26 protein-coding genes are annotated in these 26097 nt (G+C 57.7%); 19 read left to right on the top strand and 7 right to left on the bottom strand.

Translation table 11 applies throughout. From position 1 onward, the window contains the following. Nucleotides 1-3 precede the first annotated feature (3 nt). The 15 genes from G7Y43_RS00765 to G7Y43_RS00695 all read left to right on the top strand — a co-directional run bounded on the left by G7Y43_RS00765 (nt 4) and on the right by G7Y43_RS00695 (nt 17178). On the top strand, nt 4-3594 hold the full coding sequence (locus G7Y43_RS00765; RefSeq protein WP_165043042.1) for a hypothetical protein: 3591 nt from the start codon (nt 4-6) through the stop codon (nt 3592-3594). After that, complete coding sequence (locus G7Y43_RS00760; RefSeq protein WP_165043040.1) at nt 3594-4748, top strand: aminotransferase class V-fold PLP-dependent enzyme; 1155 nt, start codon at nt 3594-3596, stop codon at nt 4746-4748. The genes G7Y43_RS00765 and G7Y43_RS00760 overlap by 1 nt, the downstream gene beginning before the upstream one ends. Nucleotides 4749-4764: 16 nt before the next feature. After that, nucleotides 4765-6975, top strand: coding sequence for a DEAD/DEAH box helicase family protein (locus G7Y43_RS00755; protein WP_165043038.1), 2211 nt, complete (start codon nt 4765-4767; stop codon nt 6973-6975). A 2-nt stretch (nt 6976-6977) separates the two neighbouring features. Then, nucleotides 6978-7154, top strand: coding sequence for a hypothetical protein (locus G7Y43_RS00750; RefSeq protein ID WP_165043036.1), 177 nt, complete (start codon nt 6978-6980; stop codon nt 7152-7154). Beyond that, the gene (locus G7Y43_RS00745; protein ID WP_165043034.1) at nt 7145-9139 is read left to right on the top strand and encodes an AAA family ATPase; all 1995 of its coding nucleotides are present in this window, start codon (nt 7145-7147) and stop codon (nt 9137-9139) included. The genes G7Y43_RS00750 and G7Y43_RS00745 overlap by 10 nt, the downstream gene beginning before the upstream one ends. 2 nt (nt 9140-9141) lie before the next feature. Continuing rightward, a complete protein-coding gene (locus G7Y43_RS00740) occupies nt 9142-9693 on the top strand; it encodes a hypothetical protein (RefSeq protein ID WP_165043033.1) in 552 nt (183 codons plus the stop codon). A 94-nt stretch (nt 9694-9787) separates the two neighbouring features. Beyond that, complete coding sequence (locus tag G7Y43_RS00735) at nt 9788-10315, top strand: hypothetical protein (RefSeq protein ID WP_165043031.1); 528 nt, start codon at nt 9788-9790, stop codon at nt 10313-10315. A 3-nt stretch (nt 10316-10318) separates the two neighbouring features. Then, the gene (locus G7Y43_RS00730) at nt 10319-11203 is read left to right on the top strand and encodes a hypothetical protein (protein WP_165043029.1); all 885 of its coding nucleotides are present in this window, start codon (nt 10319-10321) and stop codon (nt 11201-11203) included. A 2-nt stretch (nt 11204-11205) separates the two neighbouring features. Beyond that, nucleotides 11206-11544 (top strand): hypothetical protein, encoded by a 339-nt coding sequence (locus G7Y43_RS00725; protein ID WP_165043027.1) that lies wholly within the window; start codon nt 11206-11208, stop codon nt 11542-11544. Then, the gene (locus G7Y43_RS00720; RefSeq protein WP_165043095.1) at nt 11544-11870 is read left to right on the top strand and encodes a putative minor capsid protein; all 327 of its coding nucleotides are present in this window, start codon (nt 11544-11546) and stop codon (nt 11868-11870) included. The genes G7Y43_RS00725 and G7Y43_RS00720 overlap by 1 nt, the downstream gene beginning before the upstream one ends. Next, nucleotides 11867-12262 carry a hypothetical protein gene (locus G7Y43_RS00715; protein WP_165043025.1) on the top strand — a complete coding sequence of 132 codons (396 nt, stop codon included), beginning with the start codon at nt 11867-11869 and terminating at the stop codon, nt 12260-12262. Before G7Y43_RS00720 ends, G7Y43_RS00715 begins: the two co-directional genes overlap by 4 nt. A gap of 142 nt (nt 12263-12404) precedes the next feature. Next, nucleotides 12405-13124 carry a phage tail domain-containing protein gene (locus G7Y43_RS00710; RefSeq protein ID WP_165043023.1) on the top strand — a complete coding sequence of 240 codons (720 nt, stop codon included), beginning with the start codon at nt 12405-12407 and terminating at the stop codon, nt 13122-13124. Nucleotide 13125: 1 nt separating this feature from the next. Beyond that, nucleotides 13126-14346, top strand: coding sequence for a phage tail spike protein (locus G7Y43_RS00705; protein ID WP_165043022.1), 1221 nt, complete (start codon nt 13126-13128; stop codon nt 14344-14346). Between the two features lie 52 nt (nt 14347-14398). Continuing rightward, entirely contained in the window at nt 14399-15790 is a 1392-nt protein-coding gene (locus G7Y43_RS00700; protein WP_165043020.1) for a BppU family phage baseplate upper protein, read from the top strand. Further along, nucleotides 15790-17178 carry a hypothetical protein gene (locus G7Y43_RS00695; protein WP_165043018.1) on the top strand — a complete coding sequence of 463 codons (1389 nt, stop codon included), beginning with the start codon at nt 15790-15792 and terminating at the stop codon, nt 17176-17178. Before G7Y43_RS00700 ends, G7Y43_RS00695 begins: the two co-directional genes overlap by 1 nt. A gap of 37 nt (nt 17179-17215) precedes the next feature. Here the strand turns inward: G7Y43_RS00695 and G7Y43_RS00690 are convergent, their stop codons facing one another. Then, entirely contained in the window at nt 17216-17584 is a 369-nt protein-coding gene (locus tag G7Y43_RS00690) for a hypothetical protein (protein ID WP_165043016.1), read from the bottom strand. A 162-nt stretch (nt 17585-17746) separates the two neighbouring features. Here G7Y43_RS00690 and G7Y43_RS00685 point away from each other — a divergent pair, with 162 nt between their 5' ends. From G7Y43_RS00685 to G7Y43_RS00670, 4 genes are all read left to right on the top strand, one after another. After that, the gene (locus tag G7Y43_RS00685; protein ID WP_165043014.1) at nt 17747-18439 is read left to right on the top strand and encodes a hypothetical protein; all 693 of its coding nucleotides are present in this window, start codon (nt 17747-17749) and stop codon (nt 18437-18439) included. Nucleotides 18440-18513: 74 nt separating this feature from the next. Further along, on the top strand, nt 18514-18732 hold the full coding sequence (locus G7Y43_RS00680) for a hypothetical protein (protein ID WP_165043012.1): 219 nt from the start codon (nt 18514-18516) through the stop codon (nt 18730-18732). 1 nt (nt 18733) lies between these two features. After that, the gene (locus tag G7Y43_RS00675) at nt 18734-18970 is read left to right on the top strand and encodes an alanine racemase (protein ID WP_165043010.1); all 237 of its coding nucleotides are present in this window, start codon (nt 18734-18736) and stop codon (nt 18968-18970) included. 100 nt (nt 18971-19070) lie between these two features. Next, entirely contained in the window at nt 19071-20051 is a 981-nt protein-coding gene (locus G7Y43_RS00670; RefSeq protein WP_206215061.1) for a hypothetical protein, read from the top strand. 193 nt (nt 20052-20244) lie between these two features. Here the strand turns inward: G7Y43_RS00670 and G7Y43_RS00665 are convergent, their stop codons facing one another. The 6 genes from G7Y43_RS00665 to G7Y43_RS00640 form a co-directional block, all read right to left on the bottom strand. Next, nucleotides 20245-20496: a hypothetical protein gene (locus G7Y43_RS00665; protein WP_165043008.1), complete on the bottom strand. Its 252-nt coding sequence runs from the start codon at nt 20494-20496 to the stop codon at nt 20245-20247. A 203-nt stretch (nt 20497-20699) separates the two neighbouring features. Beyond that, nucleotides 20700-21317 (bottom strand): TlpA disulfide reductase family protein, encoded by a 618-nt coding sequence (locus G7Y43_RS00660; RefSeq protein WP_165043006.1) that lies wholly within the window; start codon nt 21315-21317, stop codon nt 20700-20702. A gap of 8 nt (nt 21318-21325) precedes the next feature. After that, on the bottom strand, nt 21326-22093 hold the full coding sequence (locus G7Y43_RS00655) for a cytochrome c biogenesis CcdA family protein (protein ID WP_165043004.1): 768 nt from the start codon (nt 22091-22093) through the stop codon (nt 21326-21328). 302 nt (nt 22094-22395) lie between these two features. After that, nucleotides 22396-23970: a sodium:solute symporter gene (locus G7Y43_RS00650; RefSeq protein ID WP_165043002.1), complete on the bottom strand. Its 1575-nt coding sequence runs from the start codon at nt 23968-23970 to the stop codon at nt 22396-22398. A gap of 96 nt (nt 23971-24066) precedes the next feature. Continuing rightward, nucleotides 24067-24726, bottom strand: a complete 660-nt coding sequence (locus tag G7Y43_RS00645; RefSeq protein WP_165043000.1) for a hypothetical protein — start codon at nt 24724-24726, stop codon at nt 24067-24069. Between the two features lie 52 nt (nt 24727-24778). Next, nucleotides 24779-26014 carry a phenylacetate--CoA ligase family protein gene (locus G7Y43_RS00640; RefSeq protein ID WP_165042998.1) on the bottom strand — a complete coding sequence of 412 codons (1236 nt, stop codon included), beginning with the start codon at nt 26012-26014 and terminating at the stop codon, nt 24779-24781. Between the last annotated feature and the right edge of the window lie 83 nt (nt 26015-26097).

Raw genomic sequence — 26097 nt, 5'->3', positions numbered from 1 at the left:
GCTATGAGACTGCGCGATATGGTTAGGCCGAACGAAGACTTCCAGACCTCCATCAATATAGATTTCGACTTCGGTTCGAAGGCGAAGGTTGAAGGGCTCATCCCCACGGATTCGGTATGCCGTTATCTCGAGGAAATACTTCGCGACGTGGTTGCCGCCTCCAACCAGAGGGCGAAACTCCTTGTGGGCGCTTATGGCAAGGGCAAATCACATGTCGTGCTAGCAGCCCTGACCGCCATGTGGGTCAAGGACAGGGATAGCTTTGAACGCATCATCGGGGCCTACCGTGAACGCGGGTTGGGCTTCGGCGATACGCTCGAACGATTCGTAAGCGACGGCGGAAAGCTGCTCCCCGTCATCATATCTGGAAGCACATCAGATCTCAGGCACTCGCTTCTTCATGCGCTCAGGAATGCACTGCGAAAAGCCGATCTAGAAGACCTGATGCCCTCGACGAACTACGACTGCGCTATTAAGGTTCTCGAACGCTGGAAGAAAGAATATCCGGAGACACTAACCCGATTCGAGGAGATTACGGGCAACAGCGCAGCTTCTATTTTATCCCGACTCAGGAACATGGACACTGCAGCTTACGAACTCTTCGTCGAAGCATATCCTAACTTGACGTCTGGTGGCAGCTTTGACGCGTTGGACGGCGCGGAAGTTATCAGTGTTTATGAGCATGTTCTCGATGGGCTGAAACGCTGTGGAATAGACGGCATATACGTTGTTTACGACGAGTTCAGCAAGTATCTCGAAACGAGCCTCGACCGCGCAACCTTCGAAGACACTAAACTCTTGCAGGATTTCGCTGAAGCGTGCAACCGCACCACGAACGGCAAGCAGCTGCATCTCTTGTTAATCAGCCACAAGAGTCTCTCCAACTACATCGATTCAAACCTCCCCAAGGAGAAGGTCGACGGCTGGCGTGGAGTGTCGGGGCGCTTTCGTGAAATAGAGATGATTGACGACGCCAATCAGTACTACGAGCTGCTAAGCAACGCAATCGTCAAAGATGAGATGCTTTGGAGCGAATGGCTTACAGAGCGAAACGGCACCAACAAACTGAAGCTTGCACAGATGCGAGCACGATACGCCAGGCAGGGCGTTTTTGATGACGACGCATCAGTGATGGTAGCCGAGGGATGCTATCCGTTGCACCCTCTAACAACTTACCTTCTCGCCAAGATGTCTGAGAAGGTCGCCCAGAACGAACGAACGCTGTTCACTTTTATATGCTCACACGAAGAAAACTCGCTGAGTGATGCACTGCCGAGCGCAGATGTATTCATTTCGCCTGACTACGTATATGCCTACTTCGAACCGCTGCTGCGGAAAGAGTATTACACGAGTCCCTTACATAAGATCTATGAGCTTGCCCGTACGTCAATGCGCAGGGTCGAGGCGGGCAGTCTTGAAAACAAGATCATACAAACCATAGCAGCAATTGATGTGGTTGCGCAGTACGACACAGTAGCACCGACAAGGCAGACGCTAATAGACATCTACACGGACTGCGGATATGAGCCCCTCGAAGTCGACGAGGCTCTTGACGTCTTGGTAGCAACTGAATCGGTCGTATATCTCAGGCGCAGCAACGCGTATCTAAAGCTCAAGGAAACGTCGGGCGTACGAATCGATAGCGAGATATCAGACCGAGCCGAAAAACTGCGCAGCACCTACTCGCCAACCGACATCCTGAATATGGCGATGAAAGGCAGGGCGCTATACCCCTCGCGTTACAACGAGGAACGCGGCATGGTGCGGTACTTCGACTGCGGATTTACCAGCTCAGAAACAATTTGTGAATGGAAACGCGGGGCTAGGGTCCTTGAAGGCGACGGCGACGGCGAAGTAATTGCCGTCTTTGCCAACACGCCGGATGAACTCGAAGACGTTAAGGACTTCTCTAAGGACGTGCTGTCCGCAAAGCCAATGACCGTCGTCGTCTTCCCAAGGAAGCATACAGATATCGCAGACGCCCTTTACAAGCTTCAAGCAGCTAAACAGCTCAAAGAGGAAGCGAATGGCGATGATGTCCTCGTCGAAGAATATGAGATAGTCGTAGAGGACTATAGCGAGATCGTTGACGACTACATAGCGGGCTATTTCCAGCCCGAATTAGGGCGCTCTCTATACTATATTGGGTGCATCCGGCGCAATATCGTCACACGCAAGCGCAAGCTTTCAGAAGAGTTGTCACGACTATGCGATGAGGCATATCGCGATACACCTCGCATTACGAGCGAGGCGCTAAACAAGAACGATCTTACAGGCACGGCGTTCAGCAGCCGAACCAAGATTCTCAAGGCCCTGTGCGCGAAGACGCTTTCCCCGAACTTTGGATTTGTCGGCAATGGGCAAGAGACTTCCATGGCACGAAGCGCATTCGAGAAGACGGGGTTGATAGCCGATCTCGCCGCATCAGCAGAAAAGCCTGGAACGAATCGGGCGCACGGCATCGACAAGGTCATCAACACGATACGTAAATACATAGAGCAAGCGCAGGGTACGCCATTCTCCAGACTATACGACCAGCTCATGGGGCCAGAGCTGAAAATTGGTCTTAGGAAGGGCCCGATATCACTTTATCTGGCTTATGTCCTGAGAGACTATCGGGAAGAGATCAAGATTACGCACGGTGGCGAAGAGAGGGTCCTTAGTGAGACTCTGCTCGACGATATTTCCAAGCAGCCCGAGGCCTATGAGTTGACGAGGCTTAACTGGTCGCCACAGATGGCAGAATACGTACACGAGCTGGCCGAGCTATTCGGCTGCAAAGACGCAGAGGCTAACAGGAACGATGTGGCCGAAGCGATACGCCTATGGTACGTGGAGCTACCGCAGGCAACGCGAAACAACCGATGCGACCACGCATGCGCGGATAGCGCGCAGCCAATTCCGAGAACGCGAACGGCATTCTTCAAAGCAATCCGGCGAATCGAGACCGACTCGAACGAGTTCTTGTTCGAAGATTTGCCACGTGTTTTTGGCTCTCAGCTCGGTAACCCGAGACTCATTGCCGCCATTCGAGAGGAAAAGCGCGAGTGCGATGAGTATCTCTCCGAATCGATTGGCAGACTTGCGATACGACTGATTGCACTGTTTGACCCGGCTGCGCATGCGGATGCGACGCTGGGATCGGTGCTGCATGATTGGGCGGACAAGAACCCGGCTACGACCACCCATGTGCTCTCAGGTGTGAACAACCAGGTTCTCAGTGCGCTCATGGCGGCGAACGGCGATGATAGAGTAACCGTGAACAGACTTGCCAAGGCTGCAACGTCGCTTCGAATTGATGATTGGAACGATGCTCGGTTCGAGGACTTCATGCGAGTCATACAAGACATGAAAGCAGAGGTAGAGGGCGTTGGCTCGAACAGCGCAAACAACGAAGGTACGAACACGATTGGAATCGTTTTCGTCGATAGCGACGGCATAACGAGGCAGAAGGCTTTTAACGTAATCGAGTGCAGCAGCCGTTCGAGGCTGCTCAAGAACAGCATCCTCGCATGCCTAAGCGAAATGGGCGGCGCGCTCCGGCCGGAAGAGAAGCGACAGATCATCTTCGAGGTGTTGGAGGGGTTGTGCTAATGGATCAAAACACAGCCTACTTCGATAATGCCGCTACGACCTACCCCAAGCCTGCTGTGGTATATGAGTTTGCAGACGCCTTCTACAGAAGCAGCGGAGGGAACATTGGCCGTGGAGGCAACGCCCTCGCAGTCGCAGCGGGTGAAGTCGCTCGTCAGGCAAAGGACAATCTCAAGGCTCTATATAACTGCCCAGCGAGAGAAGTTGTGTTCACCTCTTCAGCTACAGACGCACTCAACCGCATTATATTCGGGCTAGGCATAGGTGCTGACGAACATGTATATCTCTCGCCATTCGAGCATAATGCAGTGACGCGGCCCCTGAATCATTTGGCGAAAGCTGCAGATGTCCAACTGCACGTGCTTCCCTTCGCCAGAGATACGTTCTTACCCGATTTCGATGGGATTCAGAAGGCTTTTGAAGCTGATAAGCCCAGGCTGGTTGTGCTTACTCATGCAAGCAATGTTTGCGGTGCGGTTGTTCCGGTTGAAGAAATCTGCGCTCTTGCCAAGCGGTATGGGGCGACTACAGTCGTTGACATGAGCCAGACCGCCGGCCTTCTCACCGTTGATTTGGCAGGACCTGCAATTGACTATGCGGTGTTTGCAGGACACAAGACGCTCTATGCGCCATTCGGCATTGGGGGCTTCTTCTGTCGGAGAGGTGCGCAACTCAACCCTGTTTTTTTTGGTGGCAACGGCATCAACTCTATTGAACAAGACATGCCGAACAACATCGTTCAGATGGAGGAGATTGGCAGCCAGAACACATACGCAATTGCGGGGCTTAAGGCATCAACCGACTTGATACTCAAACAGGGTATAGCTCAGGTCCGCAAACGCGAGCAGCAGGCACATGATGCCCTCCTAAAACATCTCGCGGGCGACGGAATTGAGATTATCGGGCTCGATATGAAATGCGAGAGAATTGGTGTCATATCGGCGCTCTTCGAAGGTTATAGCCCCGATGAAACCGAGATGGTCCTTGGGCGTTTTGGTGTTGCCGTGCGGTCCGGTATTCAATGTGCGCCTTACGCCCATGACTTCCTCGGCACGCTACCTGAGGGCACCGTGAGATTTAGCGTAAGCGCGCTTACGAATGAGCGGGATTTTACCGTACTAGAAAACGCCTTAGGTATCATAAGAGACGCTTGATAGTGATGGAAGAAAAATGGGTTTAAGAGACTTAAACATACAGCCCGAATATCGTACCAACATGTGCGATATCGCCAAGGAATTCCTTGTGCCTGTCCTCTCCGAAGCGGTAACTTACGATCGCGCAGTGGGCTTCTTCTCCTCAAGTGCTTTAGCCGAAGTCGCAAAAGGCATCGGCAGAATTGCGCAGCGTGGTGGACGGATTAGATTGATAGCCTCGCCGAATCTTTCTGACGAAGACATCAAAGCGATAGAAAGCGGGTATGAACGACGAGAGCAGATACGAAAGCGTCTGCTCAACGGTCTTGCCGATATCGATCTGCTCAATATCGCAGACAAAAATCGCCTTAACATGCTGGCCGACCTCATCGCGTCGGGACTGCTCGATATTCGCATCGCATTTGCCGAGGGCAAGAAAGGTTATGGCATCTATCACGAGAAAGTTGCGATCGTCACTGATGGTGCTGGCGACAAGGTGGCTTTTTCGGGGTCGATGAACGAGTCTGCTACGGCGATGCGCGAAAATGTTGAGACTGTAGATGTCTTTCGCTCCTGGGATGACCCCGAATGCAGAGTGCGAATGAAAGACGCAGCTTTTGAAGCCATCTGGGAGAACCGTGAGGTTGGCGTAATCTCCTATGACTTTCCAGAAGTAAAAGACGAAATCGTTAAGCGATATAGGACGAGCAAGCCCGATTACAATGAAGACCTTATTGATACGGAAGAAAAAGGCGCCGGCGACGGGAAACCACGCACTGAAGAACACTATCCCGAGATACCGAGCGCATATACCTTACGAGGCTATCAGGATGAGGCAATTAAGGAATGGAAGAGCCGCGACTATAGAGGCATATACGACATGGCCACCGGAACGGGCAAAACCGTCACTGCCCTTGCCTCCATCGTTGAACTGAGCAAGTGGTTGGGAAACGAGCTCGCTGTTGTTATCGTCTGCCCATACCAGCATCTTGTGGACCAATGGGTCGAGGACATCGAGCTGTTTAACATTCGACCGATAATTGGCTACAGCACATCGCCTCAACCAGACTGGGAGAAACGCCTCGATAGGGCGATACGGAACCAGAAATACGGGGTTTCAGGCTCGAAATTCCTATGCTTCGTTTGCACTAACGGCACATACGCAACTAGTCGCGTGCAAAGGTTGCTAGACAAGATACGCAAGCCGAAGCTGCTCGTAGTGGACGAAGCTCATAACTTTGGAGCCGAGTACATTCGATCTCTGCTGCGTAAGGACTTCGAGTATCGCCTGGCGCTATCAGCAACAATTGAACGCTACGGCGACGCAGAAGGAACCGAAGCGTTGTTCAACTACTTCGGTGAGAGATGCATCGAATACACCCTTGAGGAAGCGATATACGGACGAGGGGATGAGCCGCCTTGTCTAACCCCGTACAGATATCACCCAGTGGTTGTCTATCTTGAGGATGACGAGCTGGAAGAGTATGCGAGTCTATCTGCAGAGATAGCTAAAGCGATGAAAGTGGGCCGCGACGGCAAGCGCAGGCTGACGGAACACGGCAAGAAACTCGCACTAAAACGAGCACGACTAGTCGCGGCTGCCCGCCAGAAAATAGTGTTGCTAAAGCACGAGATAGAACCCTATGTCGACGATAATTATATGCTCGTTTACTGCGGCGCCACCAAGGTGGAAATCGATGCAGGAGACGTCCAGGGCGTAGATGAGTATGAGCTGAGACAGATAGATTTGGTCACTCGCCTGCTCGGTGACGTGCTCAATATGAAAGTACGGCAGTTCACCTCCAGAGAAAACAGTGCGGAGCGCGAGGAAATCAAAGAGATGTTCTCCAATGCAGCTCTTCAAGCTCTCATTGCAATAAAGTGCCTCGACGAAGGCGTTAACATCCCCATGATTAAGACTGCTTTCATATTGGCAAGTACAACCAACCCACGTGAATACGTGCAGCGCAGGGGCCGTTTGTTGCGCAAGGACAAGCTTGGCCGAAAGCAGAGGGCTGAAATATACGACTTCATCACGCTGCCCAGAGACCCAGCGGAAGCAGCGGTGCTGCCCGATGAGGATACGCGGGGAGAAAAGAGGCTAGTTTACAATGAGCTCGTACGAGCAAAAGAGTTCGCGTCTCTTGCTGAAAACAGGGCGTTAGTTATGCAAACGCTTGATGATATTGAGGAAGGTTTCTTCGGCATGGCTGGAATCGATGCCTATCAGACAGAGGAGGTTGAATAACTATGGCGAAGCTGGAAGATCTGAAGGTGCCTGAAGGGGTTGATCCGGCCAAAGCCAACAGGCTTATTAAATGGATCATCGATGTCGAAGCCGAAAACGATAAGACTGGTCAGCTGAACGACTCAGCAATGGTCCAGAAAATCGGCAAACGAATTCAGAGTGATGTCAAATGCTTATAAGATCAATAACCGTAGAAAACTTCCTACCATTCCAGGGGAAGCACACCATTCAGTTTTCAACTGATCCAGACCGCAACGTCACTCTGATCATGGGCAACAACGGTGCCGGGAAAACTTCATTAGCACAGGCGTTTGAGTGGTGCTTGTACGGACATTCTCCCAAGGATTCGGCGCAGGTCATCAACGCATTCGTCAGAGATCATATAACGCCTGGCAGCTATCGGTACGCGTCTGTCGAGATTGAAATCGATAAGGATGGCACGATCTTCACGGTGTCGCGCAGTCAGAAGTACGCGCGCCGTGAATCCGGGACACTCGACAAACCAGGCCAGCATGAGTTTGTGATTAGCTACAAAGAAGGTGGACAAACGAAGCAGGTTGCCGCCAACGACAGGCAGGCGACAATAAACACCCTTCTATCCAGTCAGCTTTCGCACTACTTCTTCTTCGACGGTGAGCATGTTAAGAGCATGCGCACTGAACTTGAGAGAGGCAAGAGCAGCGACTTTGCCGATGCAGTAAAGACCATTCTTGGCCTTCAACCAATAGCCACCGCGCTAGACCATCTGAAAGCACCCGGTCCACGCATGTCGGTCGAGCGATGGTTTAATAGGCAATTTGACCTCGCCGGAAATCAGGATCTCGAGGAAAAAGCCAAGAGAATCGACACTCTTGAAAAGAAAATTAAACGACTCACTGAGGAGATGGAAGTAGCCTCCATCGATGAAGAGGCGGCTATCAAAAATGTATCAAAGTACCAACAATTGCTAAGAGAGAATCAAGAGAGCGAAGAAGCCCAACGAGCAGTTGACAAGGCCATGCGTTTACAGCAACAAGCAAAGAAGGCCTACGAATCCCAACGCGATGACTTGTTCAAGCTATTCCGAACCAGGCATTTTCGGTTCTTTGCCGAGCGCATGATTCGCGGCGCTCAAGAAGAGCTTGCAGACGAGGATAAGATCAGCAAAGGCATACCGAGCGTAGACAACAAGACTATCACTTTCATTCTCGAACGCGGTGAGTGTCTCTGCGGTACGAAGTTCCATACGGGAGATGAAATCTTCCAGCATCTAAACGCACTTTATGAGTACGTACCACCCAAGGACCTTGGAACTTATATATCGGAATTCGACAAAGAATGCCGCGTGCGAACCGAAGGGCCGTTGACGTTCTATGGCGACCTTGCCAAAGCGTATCGCAAGTATGGAGAAGCAGAAAACGCCGTAATCGAAGCCGACCACGCTCTCTCCTCGGCAAGAGCATATCTTGCGAGTATTAATCATATTGATGTAGGCATTCTCCGCGGGAACCTCAATGATGCGGAACAAGACAGAAGCCGCGCCGCCGGACGAGCGCAAGTCGCCAGGCGCGACATTACTGCCGCAAAGAGCGAAATCGAGAAGCTTCGGACCGAGATTCAATCCTATAGCGTGAAGAATGCAAAGAACAAGGAAATCTCCGAATGCCTCGAGTACGTTAATTACATCTATGACTTCCTCAACGACTTCTATAGCAAGCATGAAGCAGCAACTCGCGAGCAGCTCAGGGAAACTGTGAACAAGTTCTTTACCGAGATGTATGACGGAGAACTGCACCTTGAACTTGACGAGAACTATGGCGTCACTGTAGTGGTCGACAACATCAACACTACCGGTGAAGTATGGAAGACCTCCTCGGGCCAAACTCTAGCAATCATTCTTGCGTTCATACTAGGCATTCTTGATATTGCAAAGGACACCAACACCGAAGGCAGCGAACTGCTTAAGGGAGATACTTATCCGCTCGTAATGGATGCACCGCTTTCGGACTTTGACAAGACGAGGATTGGCACGATTTGCAATCTGCTACCTGCTGTAGCAGAACAGGTAATCATCATCATCAAGGACACTGATGGCGACTTGGCCGAGCAGCACATGAGGGATTGTATCGGGCGGCGCTACACTATCGAGCGTGTCAGGGACTACGAGTCGGTTGTGAAGGAGTAGTCATGGCAGACATTTTTAGATCACAGGTAAGGTTTTACGGGAAGCATGGACAGTACCTCGAAGCTCTAACGCCGGGAACCGAAAATGCAAAGAATCTCGATTTGCCAGAAATCGAGCGCAACAAATACCTCTTTGATACGGTCGTCGACATTTACATCATCGCCCCTATCGTCGGTTACTTATTCCAAAGGCGAGCGCCAAGGGATGGCGGCGACTCCAATAAGAACATCATGGAGGGGGCGCTAGCTTCGCATCACGATAAGCTGGTTTTCAGTTATGAGCTCCTTATGATATTGGACAAGCAGAGTGAGCCAGATATCAACGAGCGGATACGCAGGGCATTTCGCGCGAACGACGAACTCACTGCTCAGGGTATGAGTGTATACAACGATTACGCACGTGGCGGAATCGAAGTGCTATACGAAAAGCTAGTTACCGGTGCGGCCACCCCTGAGGATCTTCTGCGTAACCTTATGGACTTCACCGAGGAGTGGAACGAGAAGTTTATCGAGGAAACTTCCGAACTCAATTTGGATGAGCTGCTACATAGATAACGACAAAATAGAGACTAGGTTTGTGACAGCCCCTTAGCCTAATTGAAGGTTAAGGGGCTGACTGTTGTCGGCCACGAAACGAAAGGTGGCTGACATGGCCGATGATAAACATGGCGCAGAGACGCAGGAAGAGCCGCAAGCTCAGGAAGACCTCGGGCGGCAGGAAGCGCAGATGCAGGTAGAGGGCGCGGGTGCGGCAGCGACAGAATGGGAGCGGGCCGTCGCGGAGCGCGACGAGAGGATCGCGGCGCTGGAGGCGCAGGTGGCCGAGGCTGCCAAGAACGCCGAGACGGCAGAGCAGCTGCGCGGCAAGATCGCCGAGCTCAAGGCCCAGGGAGAGAGCGACCGGATCGACTTCAAGCTGCAACTCGCGGGCGTGCGCAACGTGAAGGCGGCACGCGCGCTTCTCGGTGACAACGACAACGACGTGGACAAGCTGAAAGAGGCCGAGCCCTGGCTCTTCGAGGCCACGGGCAAACACGCCAAGGGCGGTAACGCAGGCGGCACCGGCACGACCGGGCTCCCGAATGCGGGCACGGCCAGCGACGAGGGCAAGACGCTCAAGCACTGGCGCGAGATCGCGGGCCTCACCGACGATGACGACACCAAGAAGGAGGGCTAAGCCATGCCTAGCAACAACATCGCGTTTACACGCAACTACACCTCGGTGATCGACGAGGTATACCAACGCGCCTCCGTGTCCGGCTGCCTGAACAGCGGACGGCGCATGGTGCGCGCGGGACACAACGCCAAGGAGATCATGATCCCGAAGATATCCGTGACGGGTCTTGGGAACTACACCCGCAACGTGGGGTACAAGACCGGCGCGATCACGTATGAATATGAAACTAAGACTTTCAATTACGACCGGGGAATCAGGCTGTTCGCCGACGTGATGGACGTTGAGGAGGCGGGCGTCAACGACTGCTTCGTGGAGGCGGGAGCCGAGCTGCAGCGCACGCAGGTGGCACCCGAGGCCGACGCGTTCACCTTCGCGCAGATCGCCGGACACACGGGCGTGACCGTGGACGAGGCGGACTTTGCCACCGCTGAGGCCGCAGACGTGCTGGCCGAGCTGCGCGAGGTTACCTCGGCCATGGACGAGGCGCAGGTTACGACGGGGAGCCGCTACCTGTTCATCACGCCGACCTTGAAGGGCGTGCTCGACGACTACTCCTACGCCAACCCCGCACGCTCAAACCGCGTGCTGGAGCGCTTCGCGCGGATGGTGGAGGTGCCGCAGGTGCGCTTCTACACGGCGATCGACCTGAAGTCCGGCGACACGGAGTTCGGCTACGCCAAGGCGGCCGCCGGCAGGGACATCAACTTCATGGTGGTGGAGAAGTCGGCCGTGATCAAGTTCGACAAGCACGTAGCGTCGCGCGTGTTCTCGCCCGACGAGCTGGAATCGCTCGATTCTTACATGATGAAGTACCGCAAGTACGGCATCGTGGAGCTTCTGGACAACAAGCTCGACGGCGTTCACGTGTCGGCGGCTCCGGGCGCGTAGCCGTGGCGTCGACCGTGACATACGGGTTCTACCGGGACTCCTTTGGGGGAAGCCTTTCCGAGGCGGCCTTCGGGGAGTCCCTTCCCGTTGCCGAGGCGCACGTGAGGTGGCTGTGCGCCGTGAAGGGCGCGGACGCAGAGAGCGAGCCTTTCATGCGGGCGGTATGCGCGGCGGCGGATGCCTTCGCCGAGTACGGCGCGGGCGAGGTGGGCGGATACGCCATCGGCGAGTTCAGCGTGAAGAACTACGCATCCCAGCAGACGACCGGCGAGGAGCTGGCGACGGCCGCGGCGCTGCGCGAGCTGGGCATTTCCGGCATGGCGTTTACGGGGGTGTGTTGATGAGGTCGATACGCCCCATTCCCCGCTCTGCCCTGCCCGACGTGATGAGCGTGCGGGTGCCGCTTGCAGACGGCACCTTCGAAGAGCCCGTGCTTATCTGCAACGTGCGCTTCGAGCGGGTGCAGAGGGTGTCGGGCGACGACCACCGATCGGCCGACGCAGGGGCGGGCACGGTGTTCGTGGACGCCGTGAACTCAATCGGCGCGTTCGACGTGCCGGCGGGCTCGCGCGTGGCCGTGGGCGGGCGCTCGATGTTGGTGGCCGAGACCCACGCGTGCTGCGACTTGTTCGGGCGCGTGCACCACTGGGAGCTGAAGGTGAGGTGAGCTGGGTGCAGCTGTCTTTTCTGATTGTGAAGGCCCTGATGACAGGCGACTTCGCAAGCTGCTTCGCAAGCGTTCCGTCGGCGGACGCGGAGCCCGAGCCCATCGTGGTTCGCGAGGGGCGCTTCGAGCGCACAAGCCGCATGGAGCACGAGGAGCGCGGGACCGTTACGGTTACCGTGCTTGTTGTGCGCGAGGTGGAGGCTGCGGCCGATGCCGACGCGATTGCCTGCGAGAGGTGGATCCGCACCTACGGCTGGGAGCCGGTGGCGGGCAACGGCAGCTGGCGCATCGTGGGGATGGACACCACGGCGCCGGCGTTCAAGGAGACAGACGGGTCCGGGCGGCACGTCTGGGCCTTCGACGTGATCTTGACGGTGGTGAGGAGCCTATGAGGGACAAGGACAGACGAGTGAATGCCTCCGGGCAGCGGGCCGAGGCTGCGGTGAGGCGGGCGCGGCCTTATCCGCGCGACGATCGCGCGGCGCGTGAGTCGCAGCGACGGGCGTCGGCGTATGGAAGGGCGCGTGGTAGCGCATGAGGTCGATCGTCTATGCGGGCAACGACTTTTCCGAGATATGCTCCGCCGAGGTGATCGAACGGGCGGCCAACCCCATCGTCTCCGAGGCGATGGCGGTTCCCGGTCGCGCGGGGGCGCTTTTGGTGTCGGGCTACATCCCGCCCGTGGACGTGACAGTGCGGCTTTTCATGGACACGGGGTACAACCCGGGTTTTACCGGCATGACGCGGATGCGGGGCGCGCTGCGACGGTGGCTCAGCTGCCCCGGCGGCGGGAGCCTGGTGCTTCCCGAAGACCCGGAGGTCGAGTACCGCGATGCGGTCCTCGTGGGCGCGAGCGCCTGGTCGAGCCTTTTCGAGACCGGCGAGTGCGAGCTGACCTTCACCCTGTTCGACCCTATCGGCTGGGGTGCGGGGCGCGTGGAGCGCACGGAGAGCTTTGCGGTGGGCGGCAACTGGCCGACATTCCCTGAGTTCCGCGCGGTGGCTGCCGCCGGGCCGTATGTGCAGGTGTCGCTTCCCTCCGCCGGCAAGGGCATCAGACTCGACCACGAGTTCGCGGGCGGCGAGGTGGTGGTCATCGACTGCGCCGGCGAGGCCGTGGAGATCGACGGGGCCGACGCCTGCGTGTGCGTGGCGCTGGAAAGCGACTTCTTCGCGCTGGAGCCGGGCGAGGCGGTACTTGCGACTGAGGGCTGCGCCTGCGTGGAGACGCGCTTCTTTGAGAGGTGGGCCTAGCATGGCGGGCGCGGTGCCGGCGCTCTGGTGGTTCGACCGGTGGGACGAGCGGATCGGGCTTCTGCGCGTGGCGGGCGAGCTTGTTCACACTGAGGAGCTGAACGGCGAGGACACGCTGGAGTTCTCGAGCTTCGAGGTGCCCGCCAAGGGCGATAGGCTGCTGTGGCTGGACAACGGCACCTGGCGCGAGCACGTGGTGGTGAGGACTGACGAGCCGATGGCGGGACCCTGCGCCGTGTATGCTGAGTCCTCCCTCTGCGAGCTTTTGGACGACTTCGTCGAGGAGGCTCAGCTGGCGAGCCGCACGGCGGCGCAGGCGCTGGCGGCCGTGCTGGCGCCCACGCGCTGGGGCATCGAGCATTGCGCGGACCTCGGCAGTGCCGGGTGCCTTGTCTACCACAGAAACGCGCTCTGGGCGCTGCGGCGCGTGGCCGAGGTGTGGGGCGGCGAGGTGACGTCCGTCATCACCGTTGCGGATGGCCGTGTGGCCTCGCGCGCTGTTCGACTCGATGAGCGGCGCGGGGCGTGGCGGGGACTTCGCCTCACCTACGGCAAGAACATGGCCGGGTGCACGCGCACCGTGCTGGAGCAGGACGTCTACACCGCCCTCTACGGCTTCGGGGCCGGGCTTCCCTACACCGATGAACAGGGAAACTACAAGGCCGGATACCGGCGCAAATTGACCTTCGGCGAGGTGAACGGCGGGCTTAACTACGTGGCGGACGAGGGCGCCCGCGAGACGTGGGGACGTTGGAACGCGGACCGCACGGCTAAGGTGCACAGCTTCGGGCAGGTGACGTTCTCGGACGTGACCGACCCCGCGCGGCTGCTTGCGCTGACGCGTAAGGCGCTTGTGGAGGCGTCGCAGCCCAAGGTGAGCTACGAGGTGGACGTGGCGGCGCTTTCCGGCGACGACGCGGAGCTGGGCGATGCCGTGGCTGTGATCGACACGTCGCGCGACCCGGAGTGGCGGCTGACCGCCCGCGTCGTTAAGCTCGTGCGGACCTTCGGCGAGTCGGTTGCGGCGCGGGTGACCATAGGGTGCGTGGAGCCCGCGGACTACGCGAGGGCGAGCGCGCTTGTGGCAGACGTTTCCGCGCTGCGCGACGATGTGGCGGGCATCGACGGCAACCTGAGCACGGCGGCGTCGGTGAGCGCGGTGGAAAGCGCCGTGACCACTGCAATCGACGATTTGGACGAGCTCTCGGAGATGAGCTTCTGATTGTGACGCGCCCCTAACATCTTCTGAGACGGAAGCGGAAGGAAGGGGCGGCATGCTCGACGGGTACGGCATCCACACGCTTATCTGGGACTCGGCGGACGAGCGGCTGGGCGACTTTCTGGTCGCCTCGCCCGCCGACGCTTGTGGGCGCGGGCTTGAGCTGCACGTGAGGCAGGGTGGTGCGGCTGCGGACCTGACAGGGGCTTCCGTCTACTTCTTGTGGCGGCACAAGATGGCCGGCACGCGCGGGTGCGAGCCCATGGACGAGATCGACGCGTCGCTCGGACAGTTTCTCGTGTACTACCCCTCTGCCATGCAGGAGGTGGAGGGCGCGGTGGACGCGCAGTGCATGGTGAGCTGGGACGACAAGTCTATTTCCACGCGGGCGTTCACGATACGGGTGGAGCCCGTGATCGTCGGCGGGACCGAGAGCGAGGACGGGTTCACGCTGTTCGTGGACGCCATTAAGAAGTACGAGGACGGGAGTGCGCTCGCGCGCGACGCGGCGGACGCTGCCAACGAGGCCGCAGAGGCCGCAAGCATCGCCGCCGATTCTGCCACGGCGGTCGCGAACGCCATCCAGGAGGCTGCCCAGCGCGGCGACTTCGACGGAGCGGACGGGCGGGACGGTGCGGACGGGTTCAGCCCGACGGCCGCCGTCACGACCACCGAGGGCGGCTGCACCATCACCATCACCGACAAAAACGGCACCACGACGGCCGACGTAGCACGTGGCGTGAAGGGCGACAAGGGAGAGCCCGGCGACACCGGTCCCCAGGGCCCGAAGGGAGATGCGGGTGAGCGGGGGCCGCAGGGAATTCAGGGCGAGACTGGCCCCCGAGGCCCGAAGGGCGACGCAGGTGCTGCGGGGCCGCAAGGGCCCAAGGGCGACACGGGTGACACGGGTGCCGTCGGAGCGACCGGGCCGCAAGGCGCTATTGGGCCAACTGGTGCCGATGGTACCCCCTGCACGCATTCGTGGAACGGTTCGGTGTTGACCGTCACGAGCGCGAGTGGCACGAGCTCCGCCGATTTGCGAGGGCCGCAGGGAATTCAGGGTATCCAGGGCGAAGCCGGCCCTCAAGGAGAGGCGGGTCCCCGAGGAGAGGCCGGTGCGGCGGGAGCTATCGGGCCGGCTGGACCGAAAGGTGACACGGGCGACAGCGGAACGAACGCGACCATCACCGGCGCGAGCGCCACCGTCGATGCCTCCACGGGCACGCCTTCCGTCAATGTTACGCTCGGCGGCACCGCGTCTGCCAGGACGTTCGCATTCGCCTTCCACCACCTCAAGGGAGAGCCGGGCGCTACGGGGCCGGAAGGTCCGCAGGGGCCGGCCGGCGCGACGCCGAACCTGTCGGCTTATGCGACCCAGACGTGGGTCACCCAGCAGATAAACGCGGCGATGACCGACCTGGTAAACCTCGAAGAGGAGGAATTCTGATGGCTGTGGGAACGGTCTCGACACACATACTCACCGACATAGCCAATGCGATCCGCTTCCAGCGCGGCGACGGGGCCTTGTTCAAGCCCCGCGAGATGGCCGCGGCCGTGGCCGCGCTCGACGGCTCCTATGCGGGCAACTACCAACCGCAGGGCTACATGGAGCTTGAGAGCGGCGTGCTGCCCGAGTCGGTGTTCGCAGACATCGCCGCCGCCATACGAGGGCAGAACGGCGAGAGTACACTCTATGCGCCCGGCGACATGGCGGCCGCCATCCTGGCGCTGGAGTGGGACGTGGGATTCAAGATCCGGGCACTGCTGCTCGATGACGGCACGCTGGAGATCAACTACTACGAGCGGAGGACGAGCGTGACCGGCGGGCGCATCGTGCAGGTGTTCGAGGTGGACCCTGCAGGGTACTCTTCCGCAACCGCGCGGCCATGGGACGCGGTCAAGCTTCTGGTGAAGAGGGTCTTCATCGACAGCACAATAGGCGGCCTGGGCCTTGTCAACTGCGCGTACTGGTTCAACGCCTTCACCGAGTGCACCGAGGTGCGCGGGTTCGAGAACCTCTCCGGCATGAAGACCGCCACGCAGATGTTCGCGAACTGCGCGAGGCTGGAGACGGTCTGGGCCACGAGCTTCGTGGGCGCGATAACGAGCGGCTCCGGTATGTTCTACGGGTGCGGCCGCCTGGTGGGCGGCGCCGACGGCTTCGTGCCGGCGAGCACGAGCGGCGCTTCCGTGTGCAAGCTGGGCGCGGGCGGGGTGCTGACCGACCCGAACAGCGACTCTCGCACGTGGTTCTGGGCGCACTATTACGCCGACGGGGAGGGCGTGCTGACGGCGGCGGGCGCTCCTGAGAGCGGCCGTGCGCTTGTGGCCTCGGGGCGGATCTGCGCGAACGCGAGGTACGCCGGGCTGGGTTTTGCGCCCTGGGACGGCGCGACGGGGCCGACGCACCGCGAGCACCTCGTGCGCGCGAGCTTCGCGGCGGACATGGCGGTGTTCTCGCACCTGAACCTGAACTACCTGTTCTACAGCTGCGCCAACCTGGCGGAGGTTGCGGGGCTGGGCAACCTTTCCGGGGTGCGCTCGATGCGCTACGCGTTTTCCTCCTGCGCGGTGGCCGAGCTGGACTTTAGGGGCTTTGACCCCTCGCACCTGACGGATCTGTTCTACTGCTTCTCGGGGAGTGCGTCGCTTGCGAGGATTCTTGCCGACGCCGACTGGGCGCTGCCCGCGAGCGGGCTTACCGGCGCGCAGTGCTTCTACAACTGCAAGGCCCTGGTGGGAGGCGCCGGGACAGCTTATGAGAATTCGCGGACGGCGTACACGTATTTCCGCATCGACAGGGCCGGGCAGCCGGGGTATCTGACGGCAGTATAAAACTGACAGGCCATGGAAGACATATCGCTCCTTGCGCCTAAACTATACGTAGAACGTAACGACCGGCACCGTAACCAACGCCAAAGCATGCCGCGAAGATGGAGGCAGTACCCAGCACCTTGAGCACGCTTTTAGCGTTAAACACGTCCGCGAGGTGGATGGCATCGTGACGGATGGCAGCCCTCTCCTCGAAGAACTTACTTCGGTCGTTATCGCTGAGATTTTTGTTCTGTAGTTGGGCTTCTGTCTCATCTGCCTGCAGACTAAGGATGCTCATTGCCCCCATTGTCACGTTCTCACACGCATGCAATTCAGTCCTTGCTATATCACTCATCATGTTGAAGACATTCTTACGTCGATTGTCATTGCCATCTTGCGGCTCTTTCTGCATTGTGGCGGTAGCCATTTTTTCTCCCTTCAACCTGGACTTGTTTCGAATGAGTCGTTACTATAACTGCGCGTAATAATACGCGCAGTTTTTGACACTCATAGAGTAGGTGAAAACTGAGGCGTTTCGTAGTCTGGCAATAATTGAATTAACACGCGCAGTGTGGATAAAGGAGGGGTAATGACTGGCAGAAAGCCTGAAAGTATAGAGGTGAACATCGAATGGTTTCATTGGGTGCGTAAAAAGGTAAAACGCAGCATACGTTCTCTAGGCAAAGAGCGTGGAGGATCTACCTATTACGATCGTAATATTCGACAGGCACTGAAGCCGGACAATAAAAACCCAGAAGTGTGTCATATGACGCCCCGCATGATCGATGCCTTAGCCAAGGCAATGGGAGTAGATCCAGGTTATCTATCTGGGAAGTACCTATGGACGCTGCAGTTGCCGATAATGGATGAATGCGATATACGGGAATACTGGTTAGAGAATCATTTGCATCCCAAATGGTATCCCTACATACACCATGAGCAGGAAGAGTTGGGTATCTACAAGCACCTTCACGATATCCTGCTTATGCATGGCGTTGACCAGGAGGCATATAAGAAGTTGACGCCCCAGGAGCGTTGGAATCTCAAGCGTGACCTCGATCATATGACCACCAAGATACTCAGACACTATTTGCATCAAGGCAATCTCATTGAAGATGTTGAGTACAGACAGGACATGGAATGGCAGAACAAAGATGATGTGATCGATACGTTGTTGCCGCATCTCGAGGATCTCGGCCTCATCAGAATCGAGCCATGGAAACCTGACGACACGCCTAGCCCCCTTGCCGAGAAGTACAAGGGATACCCTTTAGCTGAATAGCCATGGCCAGCTTGTGACGCTGTTAGACACTGCCTCCCGAAGACGGACAACGCGATCTCGGGAGGCAGTTCTTTATGGAGTCAATCATCGTTGCATGCATAACGGGGGTGGTAACGCTTGTGGGCGTGATCCTCTCCAACTCGAAGAGCAGGGCCGTCATGGAGGTCAAGCTGGACGCCCTGACGGAGAAGGTCGAGAAGCACAACCGGGTGCTCGAGCGCACCTACGCGCTGGAGCAGGACATGGCCGTGGCGAAGCACGACATCGAGGAAATCAAGGAAAAGGTGGCATGAGATGGGCGATTTTCTGACAAGCAACGAATGGCAGTGGAGGCTTTTGCGCACGGTCGTGCAGGGGGTTTTGGGCGTGCTCGTTGCCAATCTTGATTTGATTCTGGGCTGGTGCGTGGTGGACCCGGGCGTGCGAGCGCTTGTGGTGGCGCTGGTGATGGCGGTGCTCTCGCCCGTGATGGCGGAGATCGGCGCGCACCTGCCTGGCGATGCGAGCGCGGGGCGTGGGTCCGGCGCGTAGACGCAGGTCGAACCGCGCTTCTCAAGTAACTTCGCAAGGTTTTGTCTCAAGGTTTCGGGCGCTGCGGCTGCGGCGCCCGCTGTATGAAAGGGGCTTCGTTATGTCGATGTCGAGGGCGAACGTGGCGGCGCAGGTGATGGAGCACCTATGCTCCTGCCCGGAGCACGGGTACTCGCAACCCGGGCGGCATGGCGCTTCGGGCCATTGCAGCGTGATGACCGACGCGGGCACGATCCGCGTGACCAAGGGCGACCGCGACTGCTCTTCTGCGGTGTGCGAGGCGTGGGAGCTGGCCCTTGCGGGCACGGCCTATGCCGGCCTCATAACGCGCTACAACTGGACCGGGGGCATGCGCGAGATGTTCGTGGGCTCGGGCCTGTTCAGTTGGGAGCCGATGTCTTTCAGCGCCTCCCGCGGCGACGTCTACCTGGACGAGAGCTCGCATGCGGCCATGTGCGTGCGCAACGACGGGGCGGCCGACCTCCTGGCCGAGTTCAGCATCAGCGAGACCGGCGGCATCGACGGGGCTCCCGGCGACCAGACCGGGCGCGAGAGCCGGGTGCGCGGCTACTACAGCGGCCGCTGGGACGGCATCCTGCACTACAACGGCAAGGCGGACGGGGGCGGAGCTGCGGCCCCGGCCGGCCACGGCGGACCCTCCGGCGACGCGTCGAAGCTGGCGCGGCGCGTGATAGCAGGCGAGTTCGGAAACGGCGATGCGAGGCGCGAGGCGCTGGGCGACCGCTACAGCGAGGTGCAGGCCGAGGTGAACCGGATCCTCTCGGGCGGGGCGTCCTCCGGCGGCGCTTCGGCCGACGTGGACGCGCTCGCGCGGCGCGTGATCGCCGGGGAGTTCGGCAACGGGGATGCTCGCAAGGCCGCCCTGGGCGACAAGTACGCTGCGGTGCAGAAGAGGGTGAACGAGATGCTGGGCGGCGGCGCGGCCGGGACCACGGTCGACGTGGACACCATGGCCCGCGCGGTGATCCGGGGCGACTACGGCGACGGGGATGCGCGGAAGCGTAGGCTAGGCTCGTACTACATGGCCGTGCAGCGGCGCGTGAACGAGATGCTGGCGTGAAGTGACTTTGCTGCGGATGCCTGCGTTTAAGACGACCGACGATGCGCGCGGCATCATCGGTGGCTACTAGAGGTACGGAAGGCCGCTTGTCTTGAGACGGGCGGCCTTCGTCTTTGCTGTTGTGTGTTCCGGGTCAGATAAGCGGTTCGAGCTCTCGGTAGAGCGGGTCCCCTTCGCCCACGAGCATGTCCCACTACCACTGGGGCGACTCGACGCCGGAGGCGCAGAGCGCATCCAGAAGCTTGGCGCGGGCGTCCGGCGTAAGCTGCTCGAAGTCCTCGCGCATGGATTCAAGCACGGCTTTGCTCGCGGCAATCATGTCGTTGCAGATCTCTTTCTTCTCTTCCAGGCTGTAGCTCTCAGGCGAGTAGAGGCAGAGATCCGCGCGGAAGTAGGCCATTTCCTCGGACTGGGTGATCTCTGTCATCTTCATTTCGTTTATCATATTGAATCATCCATCCTTCACTTCTGCGCTCCTTTGGGGCTCTTGACAGTCAAGAAAACAGTCAAGAGCAATCCTCAAAGGAGCGTTTTTTTGTGGGGCGAAGTGATGGGTGTTTTGCGGGTTTACCTGCGGTTTTGGAGTTTTGTGGGTTAGAGTGTTTTTCCAGAACAATAGGGTTAGGCCTGTTGTCATTCGCTCCGCATCTACAGCAAGTTATCGAGTGCGGTGGCGAGCGCCTCTTCTTCGACAACGCCGGAAACGTAGCCGATAACGTTACCTTCGGGACTCACGACAACCGTTGTGGGAAAGCCTCGCACTGCGTATGCCGACAACGCCTGACCGTCGGTGTCGAAATAGAACGGCATGGTAAATCCACCGTCGGCGATGTAGGCATCGGCAGCTTCACGCGTCTCGCGCGATTCATCGGTGGCGTTAATCATCATGAACTGCACCCGATCGCCGTACGTTTCCCACATGGACTGCATCATGGGCATTTCTTCCTTGCAGTACGTGCACCAGCTAGTCCAGAAGTTGATAACCACCGGCTTGCCCTCAAACGACGACAGCGACACTTGCTGACCATTTTGGTCTTCCACGGTAAAATCGGGAGCCTCAATCGGCTCGTTATCTTTCGCATCCGCTGCCCCATCTTGCCCGTTTTCCGTTCCCTCCGACTGCCCGGCGCCCTGCGCACTTTCCGCACCAGAAGTTAGCGATGCATCCTTCGATCCAGCTAACGCACCGTATGCAACCGCTGCAACAGCCACCACCGCAACCAATGCGACCGCAATGATGATCAGAGTTTTCTTTCCGTTCTGCATAAAGCCTCCTAAAAGCTCAACAGCGAGAGCGCCCTCCCCATAAGCCCTGTAGCCATAAGGACGCCAACCACCACCAACAATCCACCGCACACCAAGTTAACAACGCGATAATGCCGTTTGATAACGTTGAACGCCGATTCAAGCTGCTTGACCAGCACCGCGCTTAACACAAAGGGAATACCCAACCCCAGCGAATAGCACACGAGCATGGTAATGCCAACGAGCATAGAACCTTGCTGAGCGGCCAACAGCAGGGCCGAACCTAAAAATGCACCCACGCACGGCGTCCAGCCGGCAGCGAACACTAGCCCAAACAACGCCGACGAGAAAAAACCCACCGGACGCACCGATGAATCCGCCTTGATGGTTTTATTCAGCAACCCAATGTTCAACACGCCCATGAAGTTTAGTCCGAACACGACAACAATCAGGCCACACACGATATTGAACGCTGTTTGGTACGTTGTAAGAAGCGCGCCGACCGTACCTGCAAAGGCACCGAGTATCACGAACACGATGGTGAAACCAAGTACGAACCCGAGCGCATTCACCAGCGTTTTCGAAAGCAGCCCGGCCGATTCGGTTGTGGTGCTCGCCTCGGCAAAACCGTTTGCGGGCGCGTCACCACTTGTGGCAACCTCGCCATCCGCACCGGCCGTTGCAACGCCCGTACCAGCATCGCCAGCGAAATACGCCAAGTAAATGGGGATCATGGGCAAAATACACGGCGACACAAACGTGATAATGCCTTCGAGAAACGAAACCAGGTATTCCACATGCGCCTCCTTCGGCATTGCAATTCAATAACATACACCAACACGATACGCGAGTCTGTTTCACGTGAAGCGTACCATGCATGCAATCGCACGCAATGTAAAACTCCGTAACAACTCGGTGATCTTCCTCCCGGCATTTCTCACCCCGCAAAAGAGGGAGCAAAGCCGAAGTTCTGCCCCCTCTTGAGGAAACGCTGATTCAAGCCATCTTGTCATGCGTTTCCCGAACACACGCGTTGTTGCCACGTGAGTTCACGCACGCAATTGCGGCGCGAACTGTTTGTCGTTATGTCGTTACCTTGTTACGCCGTAGCACCTTCCTGCGCTGCATCAGCCTCGTGCTCGCTTTCGAGTTCTTTGGCATACTCGCGGTCGATCGCGCCCTCAACCGACGGCGGGTTCACGTCGAACGGCACGCTCTTCGTGAACAGGCTCACCACCGGCACAATGATAAGCGACAACACCATGGCAATTGCACCACAGTTGATAGGACTTGCGATAAGCGGCGTACCCATGAAACCGAGTAGCATGTTGCCCGTGGTCAGGCTAACGCCCACAATGAAACTCACCCACACAGCTGCCTTCGACACCTTGCCGGAGTACAAACCCCACAAGAAGGGCCCCAAGAACGCGCCGGCCAGCGCGCCCCAAGAAATACCCATGAGCTGGGCGATAAAGGTGATCGACGAATGATATTGCACTAGCGCGATAGCAGCCGACACGGCAACAAACACCAGCAGCAGCACACGCATGTAGCGAATTTTCTTCTTCTCTTCCATGTCTTTCACAATGTTGCCCTGAATGAGGTCGAGCGTGAGCGTAGATGAACTGGTGAGCACCAGCGAACTCAATGTTGACATCGAAGCCGACAGTACCAGCACGATAACCAGGCCGATCAGTAAGTCGGGCAGCGTCGACAGCATGGTAGGAACAATGGAGTCATACACCGGCGCTCCGTTGGGCCCCATTTCAACCTGGCTGCCATACAAACGACCAAAGCCACCTAAGAAGTACGAACCACCCGCAACCACAAACGCGAACAACGTGGAAATAATAGCGCCTTGTTTTACCGCAGGGCCGCTTTTAATAGCGTAGAACTTCTGCACCATCTGCGGCAAGCCCCACGTACCCAGCGACGTAAGGATAACCACGCCCAGCAAGTTCAGCGGATCTGGCCCGAACATGCTAATGAACGCGCCTTGCATTTCGGTTCCCTCGGCGGGAATTTGCGAGAGCGTGGTAAGTGCGCCCATGAAGCCGCCGTTGTCGCCGATAACCACCGCAATAACACCGCTGATGCCCAGCAACATAACAATACCTTGCAGAAAGTCGTTCATAACCGTTGCCATGTAGCCGCCAACCACCACATACACGCAGGTGATCAGCGCCATGCCGATAACGCACCATTCATACGGCAAGCCAAACGCCATACCGAACAGACGCGACAGGCCATTGTAGACGCTGGCGGTGTATGGAATCAGGAACACGAAGATGATAGCCGCCGCGGCAATGCGCAAGCCCTTGCTGTCATAGCGCTTGCCGAAAAACTCCGGCATGGTGGTTGCCCCCAGGCGGTGCGTCATCTCGCGCGTACGCGGGCCAAGCACCCACCAAGCAAGCAAGCTACCTAAAATGGCGTTGCCAATGCCTGCCCACGTGGCGGCGATGCCGTACTTCCACCCAAACTGACCGGCATAACCAATAAACACCACGGCGCTGAAGTAGCTCGTGCCGTAGGCAAACGCGCTCATCCACGGGCCAACGTTGCGCCCTCCCAAAACGAACCCATCAACATTGGTGGTCGATTGGCGACAGTAAATACCCACGCCAACTGCAACGCCCACGAAAATGAGCACCATGCATATCTTTGCAATCATGTCGTTTTTTCCTTTCCTTACAAGAACTCAGTTACGCATCGGAGGCGCACACGGCCTTTGCGGGGCAAAAAAATTAGCACCGGCAAAACCCGTGTGCTAACAATATCGGTAGATCAAATTTGGGGAATTCACGCGCGCACGCACGGATTGCTGAGCCTCGTGCTGGCTCATCACGGCGCAAGCGTTCTCAACGGACTTCTGAGCTACATGCTGCGACATGATGGCGCACGCCACGTCGTCGCTCGTACACTTCTGGGCGACGTGCTGGCTCATCACCGCATTGGCGGTGTCGAGGGAACACTTCTGAGCGACATGCTGCGACATAATGGCGCACGCAACATCACCTTGCAGGCACGCGGCGGCACGCGCAATCGAAGACGCGCCGTGCGCGATTCGTGCGGTTCGTGCGGTTGCCCATGCGGATGCGGTATGTTTCCAAGCGAATGCCATGCGCACCACTTTATCACAGCAAAGCGATTGCGCAAAGGCTTTTTTGCTGCGTTCGAGCTGTGTCTGCCGTGTGTCTGCCGTGTCTGCCTGCTGTGCCGTACCGAGTTCAAGAATCCAAAGCCACGCTGTGTCTGAGCTGTACCCGCCGCACCAAACCGTGCTACCATGACGTTTAAGAAAACACTGATTAATTCCACCAGTCCCGCGCTTGCCAAACACACCGCAAGAAACCCCTTCCGAAAGCTCGTTTTCGGAAGGGGTTTCTTCAGTACTCAGACCAATACCACTGTCAGGGCTCGACACCACTGAGACCGGCGTTACCAGTGGCGTCGTCCAAATTCAGCGACCAACACCTGCGTTAATAGCGGCTGTCGAAAATGCGCTTGGTCTTTTTCTCGGAACGAGGCAACTCGCCCATAGGCACGCCCTTGGCGTCGGGCGTGCAGCCCAACTTCGCCTTGAAGATCATAGCCAGCTCTTCCTCGCAGCGTGTCTTTTCGTCACCTTCAAGCGGCGTTTCGAACAGCACCGTAAGAACATCCTTGCCGCTGATGTTTTCGATCATCACCTGATACTCAGAGCTCGCACCATTCGTTACCTGAATGACCTCTTCCACCTGAGCCGGGAACATGTTGCACCCCTTCACCTTGAACATGTCATCGGTGCGTCCCGTAAGCGTTGCGATGCGCGGATGCTTGCTGCCGCACGCGCAGTCACCGGGAATGATGCGCGTTAAGTCGTGCGTACGATAGCGGATGAGCGGCGCGCCTTCCTTCTGCAGCGTAGTGAGCACCAGCTCGCCTTCTTCCCCATCGGGAAGCGGCGCACCCGTTACCGGATCAACCACCTCGATGTACACGTAATCGCTCCAGATATGCATACCGGCGTGTTCGTCGCAGCTGATGCCGATGCCCGGACCGTAAATTTCGGTCAGGCCATAGATGTCATAAATCTGAATACCCAGCTCGTTTTGAATACGGCTGCGCATCTTCTCACCCCAGCGCTCCGATCCAATAACGCCCTTGCGCAGTTTTAGCTTGTCGCGCAAACCGCGTGCCTGAATTTCCTCGGCCAGCAGCAATGCATACGAGCTGGTGGCACCGATAACGGTCGAACCCAAGTCTTGCATCATCTTCAGCTGCTTTTCGGTGTTACCGGGCCCCATGGGAATAGCCATAGCTCCCAGACGCTCGGCGCCCAGTTGGAAACCGATGCCTGCCGTCCACAAACCGTAACCCGGCGTAATTTGGATGCGGTCGCGATTAGTGATGCCTGCCATTTCGTAGCACCGCGCGAACTGAATGGCCCAATCGTCCACGTCTTTTTGGGTGTAGGGAATGATAACCGGCGTACCCGTGGTGCCCGATGAACTGTGAATGCGAACTACATCTTCGTCTGGCACCGCTTGAAGTCCCAGTGGATACGCGGCGCGCAGATCGTCTTTTTCGGAGAAGGGCAGGCGCTCGAAGTCCTCTTGCGATTGGACGTCTGTAAGGTCGATGCCCTCGAATTTCTTCGCATAGAAAGCGCTACGCTCTTTTAAGGTGGCAAATTGCTTCTTTAGCAGGGCAAACTGCTCGGTGGTTAACTGCATGGGAACCTCTTTCTCGATCGATGCTGCACGAAGATGCGCTGTTTTGCAGAATTGCGACAATGCGCAGGGTTACGATGCCGCGC

It is taken from the genome of Adlercreutzia sp. ZJ138, from assembly GCF_011038935.1.
GTDB lineage: Bacteria > Actinomycetota > Coriobacteriia > Coriobacteriales > Eggerthellaceae > ZJ141.
This window is presented reverse-complemented; position numbering and strand designations above follow the sequence as displayed.

Coding starts and splice junctions, on each gene's coding strand:
- G7Y43_RS00765 (WP_165043042.1), top strand. CDS start 4: ATGAGACTGCGCGATATGGTTAGGCCGAACGAAGACTTCCAGACCTCC.
- G7Y43_RS00760 (WP_165043040.1), top strand. CDS start 3,594: ATGGATCAAAACACAGCCTACTTCGATAATGCCGCTACGACCTACCCC.
- G7Y43_RS00755 (WP_165043038.1), top strand. CDS start 4,765: ATGGGTTTAAGAGACTTAAACATACAGCCCGAATATCGTACCAACATG.
- G7Y43_RS00750 (WP_165043036.1), top strand. CDS start 6,978: ATGGCGAAGCTGGAAGATCTGAAGGTGCCTGAAGGGGTTGATCCGGCC.
- G7Y43_RS00745 (WP_165043034.1), top strand. CDS start 7,145: ATGCTTATAAGATCAATAACCGTAGAAAACTTCCTACCATTCCAGGGG.
- G7Y43_RS00740 (WP_165043033.1), top strand. CDS start 9,142: ATGGCAGACATTTTTAGATCACAGGTAAGGTTTTACGGGAAGCATGGA.
- G7Y43_RS00735 (WP_165043031.1), top strand. CDS start 9,788: ATGGCCGATGATAAACATGGCGCAGAGACGCAGGAAGAGCCGCAAGCT.
- G7Y43_RS00730 (WP_165043029.1), top strand. CDS start 10,319: ATGCCTAGCAACAACATCGCGTTTACACGCAACTACACCTCGGTGATC.
- G7Y43_RS00720 (WP_165043095.1), top strand. CDS start 11,544: ATGAGGTCGATACGCCCCATTCCCCGCTCTGCCCTGCCCGACGTGATG.
- G7Y43_RS00710 (WP_165043023.1), top strand. CDS start 12,405: ATGAGGTCGATCGTCTATGCGGGCAACGACTTTTCCGAGATATGCTCC.
- G7Y43_RS00705 (WP_165043022.1), top strand. CDS start 13,126: ATGGCGGGCGCGGTGCCGGCGCTCTGGTGGTTCGACCGGTGGGACGAG.
- G7Y43_RS00700 (WP_165043020.1), top strand. CDS start 14,399: ATGCTCGACGGGTACGGCATCCACACGCTTATCTGGGACTCGGCGGAC.
- G7Y43_RS00695 (WP_165043018.1), top strand. CDS start 15,790: ATGGCTGTGGGAACGGTCTCGACACACATACTCACCGACATAGCCAAT.
- G7Y43_RS00690 (WP_165043016.1), bottom strand. CDS start 17,584: ATGGCTACCGCCACAATGCAGAAAGAGCCGCAAGATGGCAATGACAAT.
- G7Y43_RS00685 (WP_165043014.1), top strand. CDS start 17,747: ATGACTGGCAGAAAGCCTGAAAGTATAGAGGTGAACATCGAATGGTTT.
- G7Y43_RS00680 (WP_165043012.1), top strand. CDS start 18,514: ATGGAGTCAATCATCGTTGCATGCATAACGGGGGTGGTAACGCTTGTG.
- G7Y43_RS00675 (WP_165043010.1), top strand. CDS start 18,734: ATGGGCGATTTTCTGACAAGCAACGAATGGCAGTGGAGGCTTTTGCGC.
- G7Y43_RS00670 (WP_206215061.1), top strand. CDS start 19,071: ATGTCGATGTCGAGGGCGAACGTGGCGGCGCAGGTGATGGAGCACCTA.
- G7Y43_RS00665 (WP_165043008.1), bottom strand. CDS start 20,496: ATGATAAACGAAATGAAGATGACAGAGATCACCCAGTCCGAGGAAATG.
- G7Y43_RS00660 (WP_165043006.1), bottom strand. CDS start 21,317: ATGCAGAACGGAAAGAAAACTCTGATCATCATTGCGGTCGCATTGGTT.
- G7Y43_RS00650 (WP_165043002.1), bottom strand. CDS start 23,970: ATGATTGCAAAGATATGCATGGTGCTCATTTTCGTGGGCGTTGCAGTT.
- G7Y43_RS00640 (WP_165042998.1), bottom strand. CDS start 26,014: ATGCAGTTAACCACCGAGCAGTTTGCCCTGCTAAAGAAGCAATTTGCC.